The following is a 15,903-nucleotide window of genomic DNA, read 5'->3' as shown; positions in this document are numbered from 1 at the left end:
CACATGCAATTCAAAACTCTAGCGGTATCGCTGCTCGGCCTGATGTGGACGATCCCGGCGTTGGCCGAAACCACCACGTTCAGCCCAACCAAAGGCGTCGACGCGACGCTGGTTCTCGAAGGCGCCAAGCTGAACATCGCGGTTAAAGGCGAAACGCACAGCGAGTCTCGGACAATCGATTTTGAAGCCGTAAACGAACTCCATGTGCAGTTCGATGATTTCAATTTCGACGGCGCCCAAGATTTCGCGATCTGGCAGCTGGATGACGGCATGGGCACTTACTACTACTACCGGGTATTCGTTTACCAAGCCAAAACCGGCACGTTCGAAGAGTTGCAACCGGACTGCGGCGATGGCTTTGTTAACCTGGGCGTCGACAAAAAGCGTAAAGCGTTGCTCAGCACCTACTGGGAAATGAACATATCCAAGCAATGCATCACCCGATTCACCAAACGCAAAACCTGAATGACTCAAGGAAGAACCCCGTGAAACGTTTTGTTTTTACCCTGCTGGCCGTGCTACTGCCATTTTCAGCGGCCTATGCGCAGGATGACTGCAGCCATGTCACCTCAAGCCTGGAAATGGTGCCCTGTTCGGAGGCGGCGAAGAAGGCTGCCGATGTGCAGTTGAATGTCAGCTACAAGCAGTTGATGACGCGGCTTGAATCTGACTATCGAACAGATCCGGCGTTGGGCGCGGAGTACGCAGCGAAGGTCAAAGAGTCGCAACGTGCGTGGTTGAAATTGCGCGATGCGAACTGCCCGTTGGAGGCGTTCGAGATCGAGACGGGGATGCCGGCGCATGTGTTCGCCGTTAACTCGTGCATCGCTAGAATGAGTCGCGAGCGCTCGGCGTATCTGGACAAGATTGTCCCTGCGCTTGCATCCGATAAGAGCGCTTCGACGGCTCCCACCAGCGACGCTTGCCCCTCGGAGGAGTTCGCGCCTTTCCTGACTGCGTTTTCCGCCAACAGCGAATCACAACGCCGTCTCACTGCAATGACGGTCAAGTCGCTGGTGTTGAAGCCGGTGGCGGGAAAGGAACGTAGTACCTTTGAGCCTTCGACCTCGGGTGTCAGTGGAACAACGTTCACCTATCCGCTGATGGCCGCCATCACACCCGGCAAGACACCTGGAGTCGAGATCGAAGAGGTCGATGACAGTCACGTCAACGTTGTGGATAAACGGGCGGGTAACAGCAATGTGAAAATCTTCAACTTCTCTCGTCAGGCGTGCTGGGTGCTTGAGGGGATTGAGGATTGGTCGATCAGTGAGAAGGATCTTGTCGCAACAGATAACCCGGGAATGAGCCGCGCCGAGAACTTCTGTTATCAACGTGCCGAAGCGTTAGGTGGGCTTGGGTTTCTTGAGCAATACCCGCTGACGGTGGAGTTGATTGAAGCGTCCCTGGAAAATTTTGTCTGTGCTGCAGAGTCGGGTGACGCACAGGCGAGCCTGTCGGCGGCAAGCCTAAGCCTTTCGCAAATGGCGTCTCAGTTGGAAACCCCTAAGGTTGAGGCGCTGTTCAAAGCGGCCTCGAAAATACCGAGTGGCGCGTTGGCCTATGCCACGTTTCTTTGTTCAGGAAACTCGACCGACTATAACGGCACTTGCCTCCATCCCGAGCAGGCAAAAGAGCAGGTTATTCGTGCTATTTCCATGGGCTCCGCTGATGCGATGAATTATCTGGCCTCGACCTTTGAAGGTGGCGAGTTTGGAACGAAGGATATGTCCCGGGCGTTAGCCTGTTATCAGATGGCGGCTGACAAAGGTAATCAGTTGGGCATCTTCAACGTGGGACGATTGGGATCGTCAGGCGCAGCACCGATCAAGGCCAGTCACTGCATCTGAATTTCGAGGGCATGTTTGAGGCGGTTTTGTAGGAGTTTTGCCTGAATCACTCACGCTTAAACGTTTAATACTTGAGCATCTGACGACCGCGATTTTCCTTTAAACTCCCCACCCCCAAGGAATGCGCTCAGGACACGGAATGCCAGCCCCCTCGAACTCCCTTCGCCCCGCGTTAGTGCTCTGGCTATACGCCGCCGCAGTCGTGCACATTCTCGCCGGTCTCACCCTGACCTGGGCCGGGCATTCCGGTTTACTCGACGGCTATCTTCAAGTTCTCGAACTCGCATTCTGGGGCGCAGACCCGGTGCCCGTCGCCGGCCACGAACAACAAGTCTGGTGGCTCGCGCTGTTCGGCGCGACGCTGCAAAGTTATTCGTTGTACATGCTTGCGCTGGTGCACATCGGCAATCGCTCGAAAGCGCCGATGGTGTGGGGATGGTTGATCGCCGGCATCCTGTTATGGGCGCCGCAGGACATGTGGCTTTCAGCGCAACAGCAGGTCTGGTCGCACCTGTGGCTCGACGGTTTTGCGTTGCTGGTGTTGTTGCCGCCGCTGTTCTGGTTGTATCGGTATGACCGCCGAAAATCCCCTTCAGTAAAGGCACTGAGCCAATCCAACCCGTTTGCCGATGGCGCCTACAAGCGAGTGCTGATCACCGGCGGCACCGGGTTTATCGGTGAAGCCTTGGTCAACCAACTGCTCGACTCAGGCCATTCGGTCAGCGTTCTAACGCGCGATCCATTGAGCGCGGCCAATCTATTCAACGGCCGCGTCCGCTGTGTGCATTCACTCAACGAACTCAGCCACGACGAAGCCTTCGACGTAGTGATCAATCTCGCCGGCGCCCCCGTCGCCGGCCCACGCTGGACTCCCAAACGTCAGGCGCAATTGCTCGCCAGTCGAGTCGGCACCACCGAAGCGCTGATGACCTGGCTGAAGAACACCAAGCACAAACCCACCCTATGGATTCAAGCCTCGGCCATCGGCTTCTACGGCGTGCGCGACGCCAGCGAAAACCTCGACGAACACGCCAACAAGGGCGACGGTTTCATGGCCGAACTCTGCGCGCGTTGGGAAGCCGCCGCGCAACCGGCCACCGAGTTTGGCGTGCGTCAGGTGGTGGTGCGCCTCGGCGTGGTGTTCGGCCCGGGCGGTGCGCTGACGCCGTTGCTGCTGCCGTTTCGTCTGGGCTTCGGCGGGCGCATGGGTGACGGTCAGCAGATCATGAGCTGGGTGCACCGCGACGATGTGCTTCAGGTGATCGCGCGGGCTTTCAACGACGACACTATGCGTGGCACCTACAACATGGTCGCGCCCGAAACGGTCAGTCAGGCCGCGTTCGCCGCCCATGCCGGCAAAGTCCTCAAGCGCCCGGTGTGGTTCAACATTCCCGCCGCGCCAGTACGTGCATTGGCCGGGGAGATGGCGGAGTTGTTCTTCGACGGTCAGCGCGTGGTGCCGCAGCGTTTGACCGAGGCTGGCTACACATTCCGCTTTCCAACCCTCGACGCCGCTCTGCGCGATCTGACCTGAGGATCGCTCATGAGCAAGCCGTTGATGTACCTGCTGGCCGGCAACGGTAGCGCTGCCGATTGGTGGGACGACGCGCTGCCACACTTCCAGCGCTACGACGTGGTGCCGCTGGAGTTGCCGGGCTTCGGCGCGAATCCGCAGCCGCCTTGCGAGGATCTGGCGGACTACGCGCAGACCTTGCTGGCGATGACGCAGCAGGGCAGCGCGATCATGGCGGTCGGGGTCAATGCGTTGCTGGTGTTGCATGCGTTGCAACGTCGGCCCGGGCACTTTTCGCGCAGTGTTCTGTTGGCGCCGGTTGGGGCATTTTTGTGGCAGCGTCGCTTGCCGGCATTGATGTCGCCGCTGCCAATCCGCAAGACCATTCACTGGCTGCTGGCGAACAAACCGACGCTGTTCGCGCGTAAGTTTTCCAACCAGACCTGGACGCCCGCACAGTACCAGCGCATGGGCGCCGGTTATGCGCGTTGCCGGGCGTTTGTGCCGCATTGGGACTTGATCCGCGCTGATACTGCGTTGCCTCTGCTGGAGTGGATCACCGATCCGGTCGAGCTGGTCTGGGGCGATCAGGACGCCGTGCTCGGCATCGAGCAAGCGGCAGCGTGGTCGGCGATTCTCGCCCGCGCCGATCTGACCATCAGCCTCAAACCCGGTTGGGGTCATTACCCGTGGATCGACTCGCCCGCGCAGTTCGCGCACTGGCTGGAGTCGGGCGAGCGCGGGTTTGTCGCGCACACCAAGGGCGGTCGTTTGCGCTTGGCCGAACTGGCGCGGCAAGCGGTGCCGGCGGCGTTGACGCTCAACGATTGCAGCGATCCGCGTCTGCCGGCATTTCTCGCCGCCCAACCTGATGTGACCTGGGCGGTGCGCTCCTCCAGTTATGGCGAAGATCAGGCCGATTCGGCGAATGCCGGATTGAGCACAACCTATCTGCGCGAGCCGACCGCCAACGTGCCGAAACGCATCGCCGAACTGACGGCCGAAGGCGTCGAGGAAGTGGTGGTGCAGCGCTTCATCACCCCGGTAGTGTCCGGGATCGCTTTCGTGCGCCATCTCTCGGTAGAACTGGAGTGGGTTGAAGGCCATCTAGAATCGCTCGCCGACGGTCACGTCAGCCCCTCACGGGCAACGCTTTCGCGGCTCGGCGATGCCTGGCGCAGCGGCACGTTCACGCCGTCCCACGGTTTGACCGAAGACCTGCTCTGGCGCTTTCTGCAAGACGTGTTGCGCGTGTTCCACTACGTGCCCGGCGATGTCGAGTGGGCCTGGGATGGCTCGCAACTTTGGCTGCTGCAATACCGGCCGATCAGCGACTACGGCTGGCGCCGCCACCTGACTGCCGCCAATATTGCCGAGATCCTGCCGCCGCAACCGAGCGTACTGGTGGAGTACGCCCAGCGCCGCGCAGCCGCGAGTATCCCGGCGATCATGGCGCGTTGGGATGCGCGGGTGTTGCAGGACAACGAGCCGTTCACCGCCGTGTTCGGCGGCGCGTCCTATATCAACAATGATCTGTTTCTTGCCCGGCTGGCCGACTGGGGCATCAGCGCCGCGAACTACGCCGGTGAAGTCGGCGGCGCGACGCCGCATCTGCCGTGGCATCCGCTGAAGATGCTGCGTTCGTTGCCGCTGTTTTTGCGTATGCAACGCAAGGCTCGCGGCCATTTGCTGAATCTTGAAAACGGCTTGCAGCGCTTCGATCGGGAACTGGCCGAACTCGTCGCCCAAGCTGCCGATGGCCAACAACTCGCGGACTGGTTCACCCGGTTTTACGTGTTCGTGGTGCAAGGCAATCTGTGTATCGCCACAGCGTTGGCCAGCAGTGGCGGCGACAAGTTGGGCCGTCCGCCGACCGCTTACGACAATCTAGAAAACAGTCCACATCGATTGCCGTGGGAAACCGATCCTGCTACGCCTCGGTCCGCGTCGAGCGATCTGCCGCTGCAGCCATTCCCGCAATGGCCAGCTCTGATCCGCCTCGCCCATTCGAGCGGCCTGCCGGGCCTGCGCGGCTACTACCTGCAAGTGCGCGAGTGGTACCGCGACAACCTCATGCGCATCTTCTTCCGCCTGCACCACGCCATGCCGTTGGCGGATCGCGAACATTGGTTTGCACCGCACCCCGATGTGCGCACCCGTGACGGCAGCTTCTGGCAGGACGGTCGCGAAGGTGCCGAGCAGGCGACCGGGTTTATGATTTATCCGGGGCAGGTGCAAGGCGTCCTCGGCGCCGACATCCTGCTCGAAGACACCCTCGATCCGGGGCGGCATGCCCACTATCAAGCGGCGCGGGCGGTGATTGCCCGGATGGGTGGGCGGTTGTCGCATGGCTCGACTCTGTTGCGCGAATTGCGCAAGCCGTCGGCGGTGATGCCGCAGGTGGATCCGGCGTGGGTGGGGTGTGAGGTGTTGTATCGGGATGGTGAGTTGGAACTGATGAATTCGAAGGATACGAAGTGAAACTACGATACCTCCGCGAATTGATCTTTGGTCTGGTCGCGTTTTTACAGGTGGGTTATGTGACTGGCGCAGGTCCTGTATTGGTCGGTAACGAGCCCGGCCAGTCGCCGGTTGCGCAAGGCCCGACCGAGACAATTGTAGACATGGGTTCGTGTCGGTTCTCAATGCCGCTGCTGCAGAACCAATGGCTGAAGTTCGACGATTTCTATTCGGTATTTATCGCAGCCAAACAACTGCCCAAACCGTCAAGCGCCCCCAGCTTGTGGCAAGCGCAGACGTCGAGTGGTGCCGACTGGCACTTCGAGAAACACGGTGACCTCAGCCAGCCGTGGTTTGGTTTGATGTGTGAAAACTTGGAGTACTTTTCGCTTCTCACCGACTGGAAACCCCCGGTAGACGATGTGTTTGCGGTGCAAGTCCTGCGTGACGACAACGACCCCAGGTGTCCGGCGACTCGTACCGATCAGGGCTGGGTGCCCAACTCTCTGGCGGGTCGTGCGAACACCTACAACTTCGAACAATGGGGCGGGGAGAGTTCTTCGGGTTTCATCTTCGGTTTCCACGACAAATCACGACGGCACATTACCCGCATCGCTTTTTGCTTGCTGCGAGGTAAAGCTGTGCTGATCGGCTCGGCGGAATCAGGTTCATCCGCCCCGTTGGCGATCAGCAACGAAGGATTCGAACAAATCAAGAAAGCGGTGCGCGGCATTGCCTTCGAATGAACATCCCCAAAATGCATTACGTCGACGGAGCTACAGCGTGAAAGGATTTTCGGTTCTTCTCGGCAGCTTGATATTGGCTGCCGCGTCCATGGCATTCGCTGCCGATCCAGCCTTCAAGGATTACACCGTCACGCCAGTTTTCACCGGCCCCAACCATAAGCTGGTGCCGCAAGAGAGCAGCAGCCCAATGATGGATCAGGCACGGGGGCAAGCCCTGAAAGGCAAGGTCAACTTCGCCGGCCATTACATCCTTCACAGGCTCGGCTGTGGCGGCAGCGCAATTTGCGGCGAAGTGCTGGACGCTCAGACTGGGGAAGTCGTTGGCGGTCTGCCGAATGCTTACGACGGCAGCACGTTCGGCATGGTTTACCAACCCGAGAGCCGCATGATCATCGTGTCCGGCATCACGCTCGACGGCGAAGAAGATGCCCAAGGGAATGCTTTGGAAAGTGGTAACCGGGACCGTTACTACGAATTTGTGAATAACGAATTCCGGCTGCTGATCATGACCGACGTGGAATCGTCGCCGATGGATGAGGAGTGAGTGGATGAACCGTCTTCTCGCGGGCAGCCTTTCGCTGCTGCTCTCTCTGCCAGCCTTCGCCGCGCCTTCGGACGCCTTTACCCAGCGCGATGTCATGCAGTGCGGCGGTGTTGAAGTGGTGTTGGTGTCGTCCTGCCGATCGGTGACGGTGGATGGTGCGCAAACCCACGTCATCCCGGTCTGCTCCGACCAGACCATCAACATCGGTAGCAAGGCGCTTCGACGCGATATCAGCAAAGTTTCACAGCTCACTTCCGACGGTGCGAAGACGAAAATGTTGAGCAATGTCGTTGTGGCGATGGATTGCGTGGAAGGCACCAAGGGCAGTCTTGTTTCGATAGGCGGATATGGCGGTTGCGGTGCCTGCGCGGAGTGGCATGGGTATTACTCGACAGCAGGGCGATTGGAGCAATACAGCTTCGATAATAACCAACGCTCTTTTGGCTCGAAGGGATCTCGGGACGAGCTGATCAAGGCCTATGGCGTTACGAAGAGACAGTTAATGTCAGAAAGCCCGGCGGTGAAGAGGATCGTCTATGGCCAGCCTTAAGTGGGTGTTGATGATCGGCAGCGTTCTTGCCGCCACAAGTGCCTTTGCCGAGGATCCGCCAATAGTCGGTATCGATGGGCACACCGTGACGTTTAGAGCGACAAAATGGACGATGCCTGGTGTGGATTCGGCGACCGCATGGTTCACCGCCAACGGCAAAACCTTCCCGCTCTTCAGTGCCGATGTTGGCGCTGATGGACACTCGGACTGGCTAAGCCCTGACAAGAAAACCTTATTGCTCGACCCGGTGGTCTTCGGCATTGTGTCGGACGAGAATCAAGAAGAAAAACTCGTGTCGCAACAGCATTGCGATGTGATCTCCATGGAAACCGGTTGCGTGCTGGCCGAGCGTTCCCCTCGTTTTTGTCTCGGCAAATGGGTGGGTAATCAGTGGTTTTCGGAAGATGGCGAAGTCCTCACACCTAGCCTGGAAACGGAGTCCCCGAAGGAGTGGTTGAAATATATCTCGACCATCAAAGCTGCGCAGTCCCGCGCTGATTCTATCGAATCGGGCCTGACTTTTTTGAGTCCCGAATCCTACATGGCGTGCCATCCCCCGGCACAAAATGTTCAGGCGTACAACGACCTCGGTTTTTATCTGGCCGAGGGCGGTAGAGATGAGCTGGCGCTGAAGTTTTATCGCGGCGTTGAGGCCGTTGGTAAACGCACGGTACTGATATTGAACATCGCCGATTCACTCTGGCGCCTTGATCGGAAAGAAGAAGCGCAGCGTTATTACCGCGAGTACCGCGACGCGATGAGTGCCGCCGGTAAAGCGCAGAAGATTCCGCAACGCGTTGTTGAGCGATCTAAAATTCAGGGACTGAGACAGTGAATATGTTCTTCCGCTTTATCGTGTTGAGCCTTGGGCTTCTATCCACTTCCTACGCATTTGCTGCCCCGCAAGTCCTCAAGGAAATTCCGGCTAGCTTGCTGGGTGATGCATCACGGCAAAACGTATTTGTTCTGGCAGGAGGTGCGGACGAGGCCTCCAACCGGTTGTTGATTGCGCCGGAACAAGCACGTAACGAGGACATATTGCTCGATACGTCGAAGGCGCTGCCTCTGATCAAGAGTCAGTACTCGTCTGCGCTTCAGGGTGTCTTCAGCGTCCATGTACTCAAAGGTCGCCCTGGCGTCATGACTGTCATTGATCCGCAGGCTGAGGAAGCTGTGGTAAAGCAGCCGTTCGTTGAGGCTGGGGATTACATCGCGCTGGTAACCAGCGAGGAAGATAACGCGGTTTACAACTTCAACCTGTTGTTCGCCTTCAACAGAGGTTCAAAGCAGTTTGAGCTGAAAGCTCTGCTGGAAGTGGCGAACAACGACTCCTGTGACCGGTCGCTTGTCAGCGTAGTGGAGTTGCCGGTGCAGACGTTGGGCCCAATCACCCTGGCCTCTTTCGATGGGCGTGAGGCGCTGCAGAAGCTGCAGGTTGCTCGTACTGGCAGTATTAAGGGCGTGAGAAAGAAATTGATGACCGTCGATTCGGCTGATTTGCTGGATATGGCGCTGGCAGCCTACCGAAAGGGTGATGACTCTTCCTTCAAGGATACGATGAGCTACGCGTTGATGGGCGGTGGCCCGCATGACACTTGTCCCCCGGATAGCTATATCGTCGCAAAGTACTACTACCCGCAGCGTCCCGGCTGGTCCAACGACCTCGGTTTTCTGCTCGGCGAGGCGGGTTACTACGCTGAGTCGATTGAGTTGCTCAACGCAGTGATTGCTAGCCACCCAAACAGGACGGTTGCTTACCTGAATCTCGCTGACAGTTATTGGGCCGTGAACGATAAAGAGCGGGCGGTGGCGGCGTACAAGCAATACGCATCGCGTATGTCGGAAGCGGGAAAGGCTTCGAAGATCCCGGCGAGGGTGGTTGAGCGCAGCGCTGTGGCGCCAGAGGCGTGACCAGCGCTCGTTGAGTTGCTGAAAGCATGTTTTTTATTACCCATGAACCGCTAAAGGAATGTTCGGTTTGAAATTTTCGTCTGCATTGTTTTCCGCGTTGCTCGCTTTCGTTCCTCTGGCGGCTCATAGCGAGGTCACGACCGAGGTTTTTTGCTTCCGCTCCGACGAAGGCAAGCCCATAAATTTTGAGTTCAGAACCTATTACGATTCTGTCGCCAAGTGGAGCGGTGCTGGCGTCAAGTACAGCAAGTCGAAGAAGGCCATCACTCTGGTTCATCGCAATACTGAACAAGAAGAACTCGTGTATGGCCGGCCCTACCAGTACACGACAACTTGGGTTGAAGTAGTTGATGGCGCACTGACAGGTGAGTATCAGATGGTCACTCAGGGTGGCCGGGTTGATGCGATGACGTATACGAATTACAAATCTGCAAAGAAGTATTCGTTTGAAAACGATTACAACGTGGATTCGAAATCTGAAACAGGTTGCCAGTGGTGAAGCAGGGAATATTCAGAAAGGGGACTTAACGTCCCCTTTTTTCATCCGCAAATCTCGCTACGGCTTGGCCGCCACGCTTCGCACTTCTATCTGGTCGAGCGTTCCTTCCACCATCAATCTCACCCCGTCCGCCATTCTGCTCAGGGCCAGTGCAACCGAGCGGCGGGAGCCGTGGAGGTCGTCTGCGAGGTCGCAGGCGATGACGCTGATGGACAGGAGGTCTTCGGAGGCGTTGGCCATGAGGGCTTCGGCGTCGGTGCCGGGGGAGAGTTTGAAGAGGCCGTTCTCGCGTTTGGGGTGTGGTTCGACGGCTGGTTTGAAATGGTGGTCGAGGGCGCGCTCGGCGGCTTCGTGGAATTTCTTTGATTCCAGAGATTCGTAGGGCGAAATATCCGGGTTTTCTGGGGGATTGGGTGTTGGTTTGATCATAGGTATTTTCCGAGTTATGGAGCCAACACCGTTTCGCTTGCTTCGAAAGGGTGGCAGCTGTGTATAGGTGTGCAAGACCGGACTCGGAAACCGGCAGACCCGAAGGCCTCCCATACACAGCCGCCATAACAGTTCGCGAGCATAGGAAAACACTCGGCGAATAGCCATAACTGAATGCATGACGAGTCTGGACTTGCACGTCCGTATCACCGATTTTGCGGCGACCCACAGATCCTATCCCCACCGCACCAACTCGCCTAGTTCATGGACAGCACCGCACTTTGCAGGAAATTTCCCATAGATTCGCGGGCCGGAAGATCAAAAGATCGCAGGCTTCGCCAGCTCCTACAGGGATGTGTTTCAACAGGTGTAGGAAAGGTGAGTGGTGAGACGCGGAGCGTCTCGGGATGCATTCCCACGCGGAGCGGGGGAACGATCAGTGGGCGAGCGCTGAATCGTGACTTGGCGGTCATCGTGCGGGGAATAGTCAGCATCCTCTTCCAACAGCGTCAGATACTGGCGTTATCGTCCGAATCCCTTACACTGCCCCGGCCGTTCATTTTCCTTTTGAGGCTGTGCGCATGAAATTTCGTTTTCTTCTGTGGATGATGGGTTTGTTGATGGGTAAGGCCAGCCGGACAAATCCTGCGTTCCAGCAGCAGTTGGGTGACAAGGATCTGGTGTTTCAGTTGCAGACGCTGGACGGGAAAGTGGCGCGGCATTTCGTGGTCAAGGATCAGCGCATCACCAGCAAGTCTGGCGTGGTGGCAGAGCCGGCGTTTGCGATTGCGTTTAAAGATGCCGGTTATGGCTTTGCGACGATGCAGGCGAAGAACAAGCAGTTGGCGTTTATGCAGGGGATTCAGGACAAGTCGATCCAGCTCAAGGGCAACCCGGCGCTGGTGATGTGGTTTCAAGGGTTGATGAAGTATTTGAAACCAAGAAAGGCCAAGCCCAAGGCTTGAAGCGCCATTTTTCTAAAATGCGGTGGGTGCCAGGCTTGGCTCGATAAGTCGGTTAATTGGCGCGTACGGCCATGAAAACCTGTCAGAAATGACAGGTGTTTTTGTTTGCATGTTGAGGCTTGATGGGGGCGTCCAGCAGTAAAGGGACTTATCCGGATTGGAGAGTTATCAACATGACCGTACAAGCAGGTGAGCTTGATTCAACATTTGCCAATGACGGCATACTCAATTGGGAGTTTCCTGAATTTGTCAGCATTGCCCCGCACGCTGTCCTTTCTTTGCCTGACGGTAGACTGCTCGTCGTGGCGAATGAGGCAGTCAGGTTCCCTGGCTTTGTAGTCGCACGGCTTACTGAAGAGGGGCGGCTCGATGTTGGCTCCGGGTTTGGCGAAAACCAGCAAGGTTTTGCACGGATTTCGACAGGGGATAAAATTTTATTAGGAAAATTTCGCGCAAGCTTGCTGAGCAATGGAGGGGTGCTGGTTACAGTTGAATACGCTTCCCGGTCGTCGGGTGAAGGCGGTTTTGTTGAGATCCAGCTACTGCCGGACGGTCGACTCAACGATAAGTTTGGTGAAGGCGGCGTGGTTACCTTCCCGTCCTTTTCTATACCCACAACGCTAAACAGAGGGGCAAGGTTTGCACGCGCCGGCCAAAATTCAAGCCATGATGATCAGCCTTCTATTCAGAGCAGCGCCCATTCTGGAGCGTCCGGTATCGAGTTGTCAGACGGCAAAATAGCTCTGGTCTCTTCTGGTATTGATCCTGCTACACGGCAAACCAAAGGCTTGGTCGTGCGACTCAATCCTGATGGCACTTTTGACAGTACCTTCAACAAAACCGGTTCGGCTACTGTTGAACTGACTGAGTTGGGGCCGGCCGCTATAAACGCTGCCAGCGGAGTGGCTGTTCAAGCGGACGGTGGCTTGGTGGTGTATGGCACCTTTAGTGATGAAGGCACCCTTGGTGTTTATGCCGTGCGCTTCACAACAGATGGAATACGGGATGATAAGTTCAGGACAACCATTCTGTCCTCTGGTCGGCTGCCGACTTTCCGCGATATTGCCGTGAGGAAAAAGGACGGAATCATTGCTTTGGTAGGAGGGCAGGACGTTGAAGGCTGGGTTGGTGGTGAAGGGGTGATTGTCGTACTCAGTGCGGACGGTTCACCTCACCCCCTTTTTAACAATGGCCAACCGTTGTATACCAAAGTTGTGCCTGAGATTGGTCAGACTTGGTCGAGTTGCGCCTTTGGCGATGGGGATGAAAGCAAGTTGATTGTCGCCGGCAGCAGCGGCGGAGTGTTTACTACTGACGAGACGCATGCCGTCTGTGCACGTTATTGCCTTACCGGCGAACTTGATTCGGAGTTCAACGGCAGTGGGTGGGTATCTTTTAATAAGCCTGAGAAACTGGAGTTTGGTTTGGATCTGCAAGTCACCGCGCAAAACAAGATCGTCATCTGCGGTGAGTATGTGCGCCTGTCGGGTCTACCCTCAAGCGGCTGGATAGCACGCTTCATTGCCTGATCAATAAACAATGCTCTGATGGCCCGCTCTCACGAATAAGAATGATCTCGTGAGAGCGGGTTTTTTATGCCTGACTGAACTGTGAGGCCAATTCCAATAAATCCATGCAAGCGCATTGAATAAACATGTGCCTGTCTTGTAAGGCCATTATTCAGGCTCACAAAGACAGCCGGACTGTCATTTCTATCAGGTGTTTTGTGCGCCATGGCGATGCTCTACTCAAGTTCCAGTTCCAGCATTAAGGTACTTCACTGACTTGATGGAGCAAGCTCATGACGCAGACACACAGTATTTCGACCCCCAAGTCTCTCGATCCGACATTTGCTCAGGATGGCGTGCTGACCTTACCGATACCCGGCATTGCGGGCGACGAAGCGGCGGCGGTCTTGGCGCTTCCCGATTCTAAATTACTCGTTGCGATACCTTTAACGGGAGCGAATGTCCCGGTTGCCATTGCGAGGCTGAATGACGACGGTTCGCTGGACGAGACCTTCGGTCCGGCGCGCAGAGGTTTCGTTGAAATAGCGCTGGAAGGGGCTCGGATCAGCTATGTCTCCGGTCTCGATGCGCTCGAGGATGATGGTTGGCTGATACGCCTTCAGTATTTCTCGACTACCTCCGATGACGTTGGCCTCGCACTGGTCCGCCTGAAAAAGACCGGTGAACTGAACGAAACGTTCGGCACCAACGGCGTGCGGTTCATCTCCCATTATGGCAACCCCGACCCCGCTAGCGCGCCGCGCAAGACCAGTCATCCGAGCAGCAGGTTCTCTCAGACTGCGCACGCTTCATTACGGTCAACGGCCCTGAAGGTGGGCGGCAAAATCGTCCTGCTTCATCTCGTGTTTTTTGCTGATGCGCCATTGCCAGTGGGCGTTGTGATACGTCTGCAAGCGGATGGCTCCCTCGATCGATCATTCAACGGTTCGGGCTATGTGGTTGTGGATGTCGCCACATCGAATACCGCCAACGGCATTGCCGTTCAAGCTGATGGCAAGGTGCTGGTCTGCGGTGCATACCAGGACGGATCGGGAGGCCGTGGAGTTTTTCTGGCGCGTCTGGACACAAATGGCGCGCTGGACAGTCGATTCAACAACGGCCTGGCCTTGTTGATTCCCGACGACGAAGGCGAGAATTTTCTGCAATCGATTTCGGTACGTGAAGGCGATGGCAGGATTATCGTCGCGGGCCAAGCCCTGCGTAATGGTCTCGACGGTGGGTTGATCGCTGCATTCACGACCAGCGGCGCGGCAAACCTTGTGTTCAATGGTGGCAAGCCGCTGTTTTCGCCGTTACTGAAAGGGTTGGCGTGGACGCATACCTCTCAGGCGGGTGGTTCGATCGTTGTTGTCGGGCAGGGTGAGTCAGCCGTGGTGACGGCGCGTTTTCTTGCTGATGGAAAACCGGATACGGCTTTCAACGGTACGGGGCATGCGTTGTTTGAAGACAGCGCAGGGGAAGCCTTCGCGCGAGGTTTGGCCGTCATGGGGGACAGCCGGATCGTGGTGTGCATCGAACTCTCCGTCCATTCTGATCTTCCCAAAGTCCCTGGGCGTTTCGTGCGCTATCTGGCGGGCACGCCATCCTTGAATAACGATCCGACGTTCGGCGACGGTGGCATCCTCAGATTTCCGTTTCCCGGGTTCTCGGGATATGACGTCAGGGCACTGCTGGCGCTGCCGCAAAACAAATTGCTGGTTGCCGTTCGCCTTTCAACACCCGGTGCGCCTACACGGATCGTTCGCCTGCTTGAAGACGGTGCTCTCGACTCAGCTTTCGGTGGAGGAGACTCCGGCTACGTCGAGATCAGGCTGAAAGAAAGTTTTTACATGAGTCGGATCCTCGGGTTTACACCGCTGAGCGATGGCGGTTGGCTGGTTGGTGCTCAGTACACGGAAGAGGGCGCGAATAACTCGACGGGCCTGGTGCTGGTCAGACAGCGCGAGGACGGGCAACTGCATACGTCTTTCGGGGAACAAGGTGTGCTCTATCTTCCCTACGCGAAGATGGGCGGCGGCGGATATACCGGGGTGGTGCAAGCGTCTGCCAGCGGTGCCGCAGTGGCTGGCGCAGCAGGACTGGTCGCGCAACAACTGGACGAAAAAATCGTCGTGGTCAGTACCGTTGAGGATGCTGCCGGACGGACAAAAGGTATCGCTCTGAGGTTCGATCCGAACGGTTCTCCCGATACGACCTTCAACGGCACTGGCTTTGCGTTCATAGAGCTTGCAGAGATTTCGCCTTCTGACATCGTTGCGCAAGCGATCGCGACCCAGGCGGATGGCGCCGTGGTGATCTGCGGCCATTACTTCGCGAAGAGTGCGCATGGCGCCTTTGTTACCCGTCTCAACGCCACGGGCAAGGTTGACGCAGACTTTGGAAACAACGGCGCGGTGGACGTGCCTCATGATCAATGGATCAGCCTGGACGTTGCGGCAATCGTTGACGACAAGATCGTTGTGGCCGGCGGTGCGGCGGTGAAGGGCGTCTATCAGGGCTTGATTGCAGTGCTCAATTTCAGCGGCTCCTACAATCGGGTGTTCAATGGTGGTCAACCACTGATTTCGTCACCTGTCTCCCAAGGTGTCAGATGGTTGCATTGCGTGCCGCGTACGGACGGTTCAGTCATCGTTTGCGGTAGCAGTGGCACTGGGGTGCTTGATGAGAATCTCAGCGCGGTCACCGCACGCTTTCTGGCGGATGGTTCTCCCGACGCCTCTTTCTTTGGTTCGGGATTTACCGTTTTCAATGAAAGCGCGGGTTTCGAATACCCCCACGGCATGGCGGTAATGGACGATGGGCGTATCGTGGTGGGCGGAGTGTATTTCACCGACTCTGGGTACGATAAAGGCTGGGTGATCCGTTACCTGGACAAGTCGGCTTAAGCCGGAGGTTGAATACATCGCG

Annotated in this window: 14 protein-coding genes; 13 read left to right on the top strand and 1 reads right to left on the bottom strand. The window is 57.1% G+C overall.

Annotated elements, in window-relative coordinates; all coding sequences use genetic code 11:
- Window positions 1-3 precede the first annotated feature (3 nt).
- The 10 genes from CCX46_RS29895 to CCX46_RS29850 all read left to right on the top strand — a co-directional run bounded on the left by CCX46_RS29895 (window position 4) and on the right by CCX46_RS29850 (window position 10,073).
- Entirely contained in the window at window positions 4-465 is a 462-nt protein-coding gene (locus CCX46_RS29895; RefSeq protein ID WP_127930249.1) for an XAC2610-related protein, read from the top strand.
- 20 nt (window positions 466-485) lie between these two features.
- Window positions 486-1,850 (top strand): lysozyme inhibitor LprI family protein, encoded by a 1,365-nt coding sequence (locus CCX46_RS29890; RefSeq protein WP_127930248.1) that lies wholly within the window; start codon window positions 486-488, stop codon window positions 1,848-1,850.
- Between the two features lie 139 nt (window positions 1,851-1,989).
- Window positions 1,990-3,384 (top strand): TIGR01777 family oxidoreductase, encoded by a 1,395-nt coding sequence (locus CCX46_RS29885; protein WP_127930247.1) that lies wholly within the window; start codon window positions 1,990-1,992, stop codon window positions 3,382-3,384.
- A 9-nt stretch (window positions 3,385-3,393) separates the two neighbouring features.
- Window positions 3,394-5,844, top strand: a complete 2,451-nt coding sequence (locus tag CCX46_RS29880; protein WP_127930246.1) for an alpha/beta hydrolase — start codon at window positions 3,394-3,396, stop codon at window positions 5,842-5,844.
- A gap of 20 nt (window positions 5,845-5,864) precedes the next feature.
- Window positions 5,865-6,569 (top strand): hypothetical protein, encoded by a 705-nt coding sequence (locus tag CCX46_RS29875; protein ID WP_238704365.1) that lies wholly within the window; start codon window positions 5,865-5,867, stop codon window positions 6,567-6,569.
- Between the two features lie 88 nt (window positions 6,570-6,657).
- Entirely contained in the window at window positions 6,658-7,113 is a 456-nt protein-coding gene (locus tag CCX46_RS29870; RefSeq protein WP_127930467.1) for a hypothetical protein, read from the top strand.
- Between the two features lie 4 nt (window positions 7,114-7,117).
- The gene (locus CCX46_RS29865; RefSeq protein ID WP_127930244.1) at window positions 7,118-7,663 is read left to right on the top strand and encodes a hypothetical protein; all 546 of its coding nucleotides are present in this window, start codon (window positions 7,118-7,120) and stop codon (window positions 7,661-7,663) included.
- Window positions 7,650-8,498 (top strand): tetratricopeptide repeat protein, encoded by an 849-nt coding sequence (locus CCX46_RS29860; protein ID WP_127930243.1) that lies wholly within the window; start codon window positions 7,650-7,652, stop codon window positions 8,496-8,498. Before CCX46_RS29865 ends, CCX46_RS29860 begins: the two co-directional genes overlap by 14 nt.
- A 2-nt stretch (window positions 8,499-8,500) precedes the next feature.
- Window positions 8,501-9,574: a tetratricopeptide repeat protein gene (locus tag CCX46_RS29855; protein WP_127930466.1), complete on the top strand. Its 1,074-nt coding sequence runs from the start codon at window positions 8,501-8,503 to the stop codon at window positions 9,572-9,574.
- A 67-nt stretch (window positions 9,575-9,641) separates the two neighbouring features.
- On the top strand, window positions 9,642-10,073 hold the full coding sequence (locus CCX46_RS29850; protein WP_127930242.1) for a hypothetical protein: 432 nt from the start codon (window positions 9,642-9,644) through the stop codon (window positions 10,071-10,073).
- Between the two features lie 57 nt (window positions 10,074-10,130).
- Here CCX46_RS29850 and CCX46_RS29845 read toward each other — a convergent pair whose 3' ends face one another.
- A complete protein-coding gene (locus tag CCX46_RS29845; RefSeq protein ID WP_016985802.1) occupies window positions 10,131-10,502 on the bottom strand; it encodes a DUF6124 family protein in 372 nt (123 codons plus the stop codon).
- Between the two features lie 581 nt (window positions 10,503-11,083).
- Here CCX46_RS29845 and CCX46_RS29840 point away from each other — a divergent pair.
- The 3 genes from CCX46_RS29840 to CCX46_RS29830 all read left to right on the top strand — a co-directional run bounded on the left by CCX46_RS29840 (window position 11,084) and on the right by CCX46_RS29830 (window position 15,881).
- Window positions 11,084-11,467: a helicase gene (locus CCX46_RS29840; protein WP_039757355.1), complete on the top strand. Its 384-nt coding sequence runs from the start codon at window positions 11,084-11,086 to the stop codon at window positions 11,465-11,467.
- Window positions 11,468-11,640: 173 nt separating this feature from the next.
- Window positions 11,641-12,996 (top strand): hypothetical protein, encoded by a 1,356-nt coding sequence (locus tag CCX46_RS29835; protein WP_177413887.1) that lies wholly within the window; start codon window positions 11,641-11,643, stop codon window positions 12,994-12,996.
- Window positions 12,997-13,268: 272 nt separating this feature from the next.
- Window positions 13,269-15,881: a hypothetical protein gene (locus tag CCX46_RS29830; RefSeq protein ID WP_127930240.1), complete on the top strand. Its 2,613-nt coding sequence runs from the start codon at window positions 13,269-13,271 to the stop codon at window positions 15,879-15,881.
- The last annotated feature ends 22 nt before the right edge of the window (window positions 15,882-15,903 follow it).

This window comes from Pseudomonas sp. RU47, from assembly GCF_004011755.1.
Classification (GTDB): domain Bacteria; phylum Pseudomonadota; class Gammaproteobacteria; order Pseudomonadales; family Pseudomonadaceae; genus Aquipseudomonas.
Note: the sequence above shows the minus strand (reverse complement) of the source record. Positions and strands in the feature narration are given on the sequence as shown.

Excerpts from the sequence above, each read along its gene's own strand:
- CCX46_RS29840 (WP_039757355.1), top strand. The coding sequence starts at position 11,084 with ATGAAATTTCGTTTTCTTCTGTGGATGATGGGTTTGTTGATGGGTAAG.
- CCX46_RS29880 (WP_127930246.1), top strand. The coding sequence starts at position 3,394 with ATGAGCAAGCCGTTGATGTACCTGCTGGCCGGCAACGGTAGCGCTGCC.
- CCX46_RS29855 (WP_127930466.1), top strand. The coding sequence starts at position 8,501 with ATGTTCTTCCGCTTTATCGTGTTGAGCCTTGGGCTTCTATCCACTTCC.
- CCX46_RS29835 (WP_177413887.1), top strand. The coding sequence starts at position 11,641 with ATGACCGTACAAGCAGGTGAGCTTGATTCAACATTTGCCAATGACGGC.
- CCX46_RS29885 (WP_127930247.1), top strand. The coding sequence starts at position 1,990 with ATGCCAGCCCCCTCGAACTCCCTTCGCCCCGCGTTAGTGCTCTGGCTA.
- CCX46_RS29830 (WP_127930240.1), top strand. The coding sequence starts at position 13,269 with ATGACGCAGACACACAGTATTTCGACCCCCAAGTCTCTCGATCCGACA.
- CCX46_RS29870 (WP_127930467.1), top strand. The coding sequence starts at position 6,658 with ATGGCATTCGCTGCCGATCCAGCCTTCAAGGATTACACCGTCACGCCA.
- CCX46_RS29895 (WP_127930249.1), top strand. The coding sequence starts at position 4 with ATGCAATTCAAAACTCTAGCGGTATCGCTGCTCGGCCTGATGTGGACG.
- CCX46_RS29865 (WP_127930244.1), top strand. The coding sequence starts at position 7,118 with ATGAACCGTCTTCTCGCGGGCAGCCTTTCGCTGCTGCTCTCTCTGCCA.
- CCX46_RS29860 (WP_127930243.1), top strand. The coding sequence starts at position 7,650 with ATGGCCAGCCTTAAGTGGGTGTTGATGATCGGCAGCGTTCTTGCCGCC.
- CCX46_RS29845 (WP_016985802.1), bottom strand. The coding sequence starts at position 10,502 with ATGATCAAACCAACACCCAATCCCCCAGAAAACCCGGATATTTCGCCC.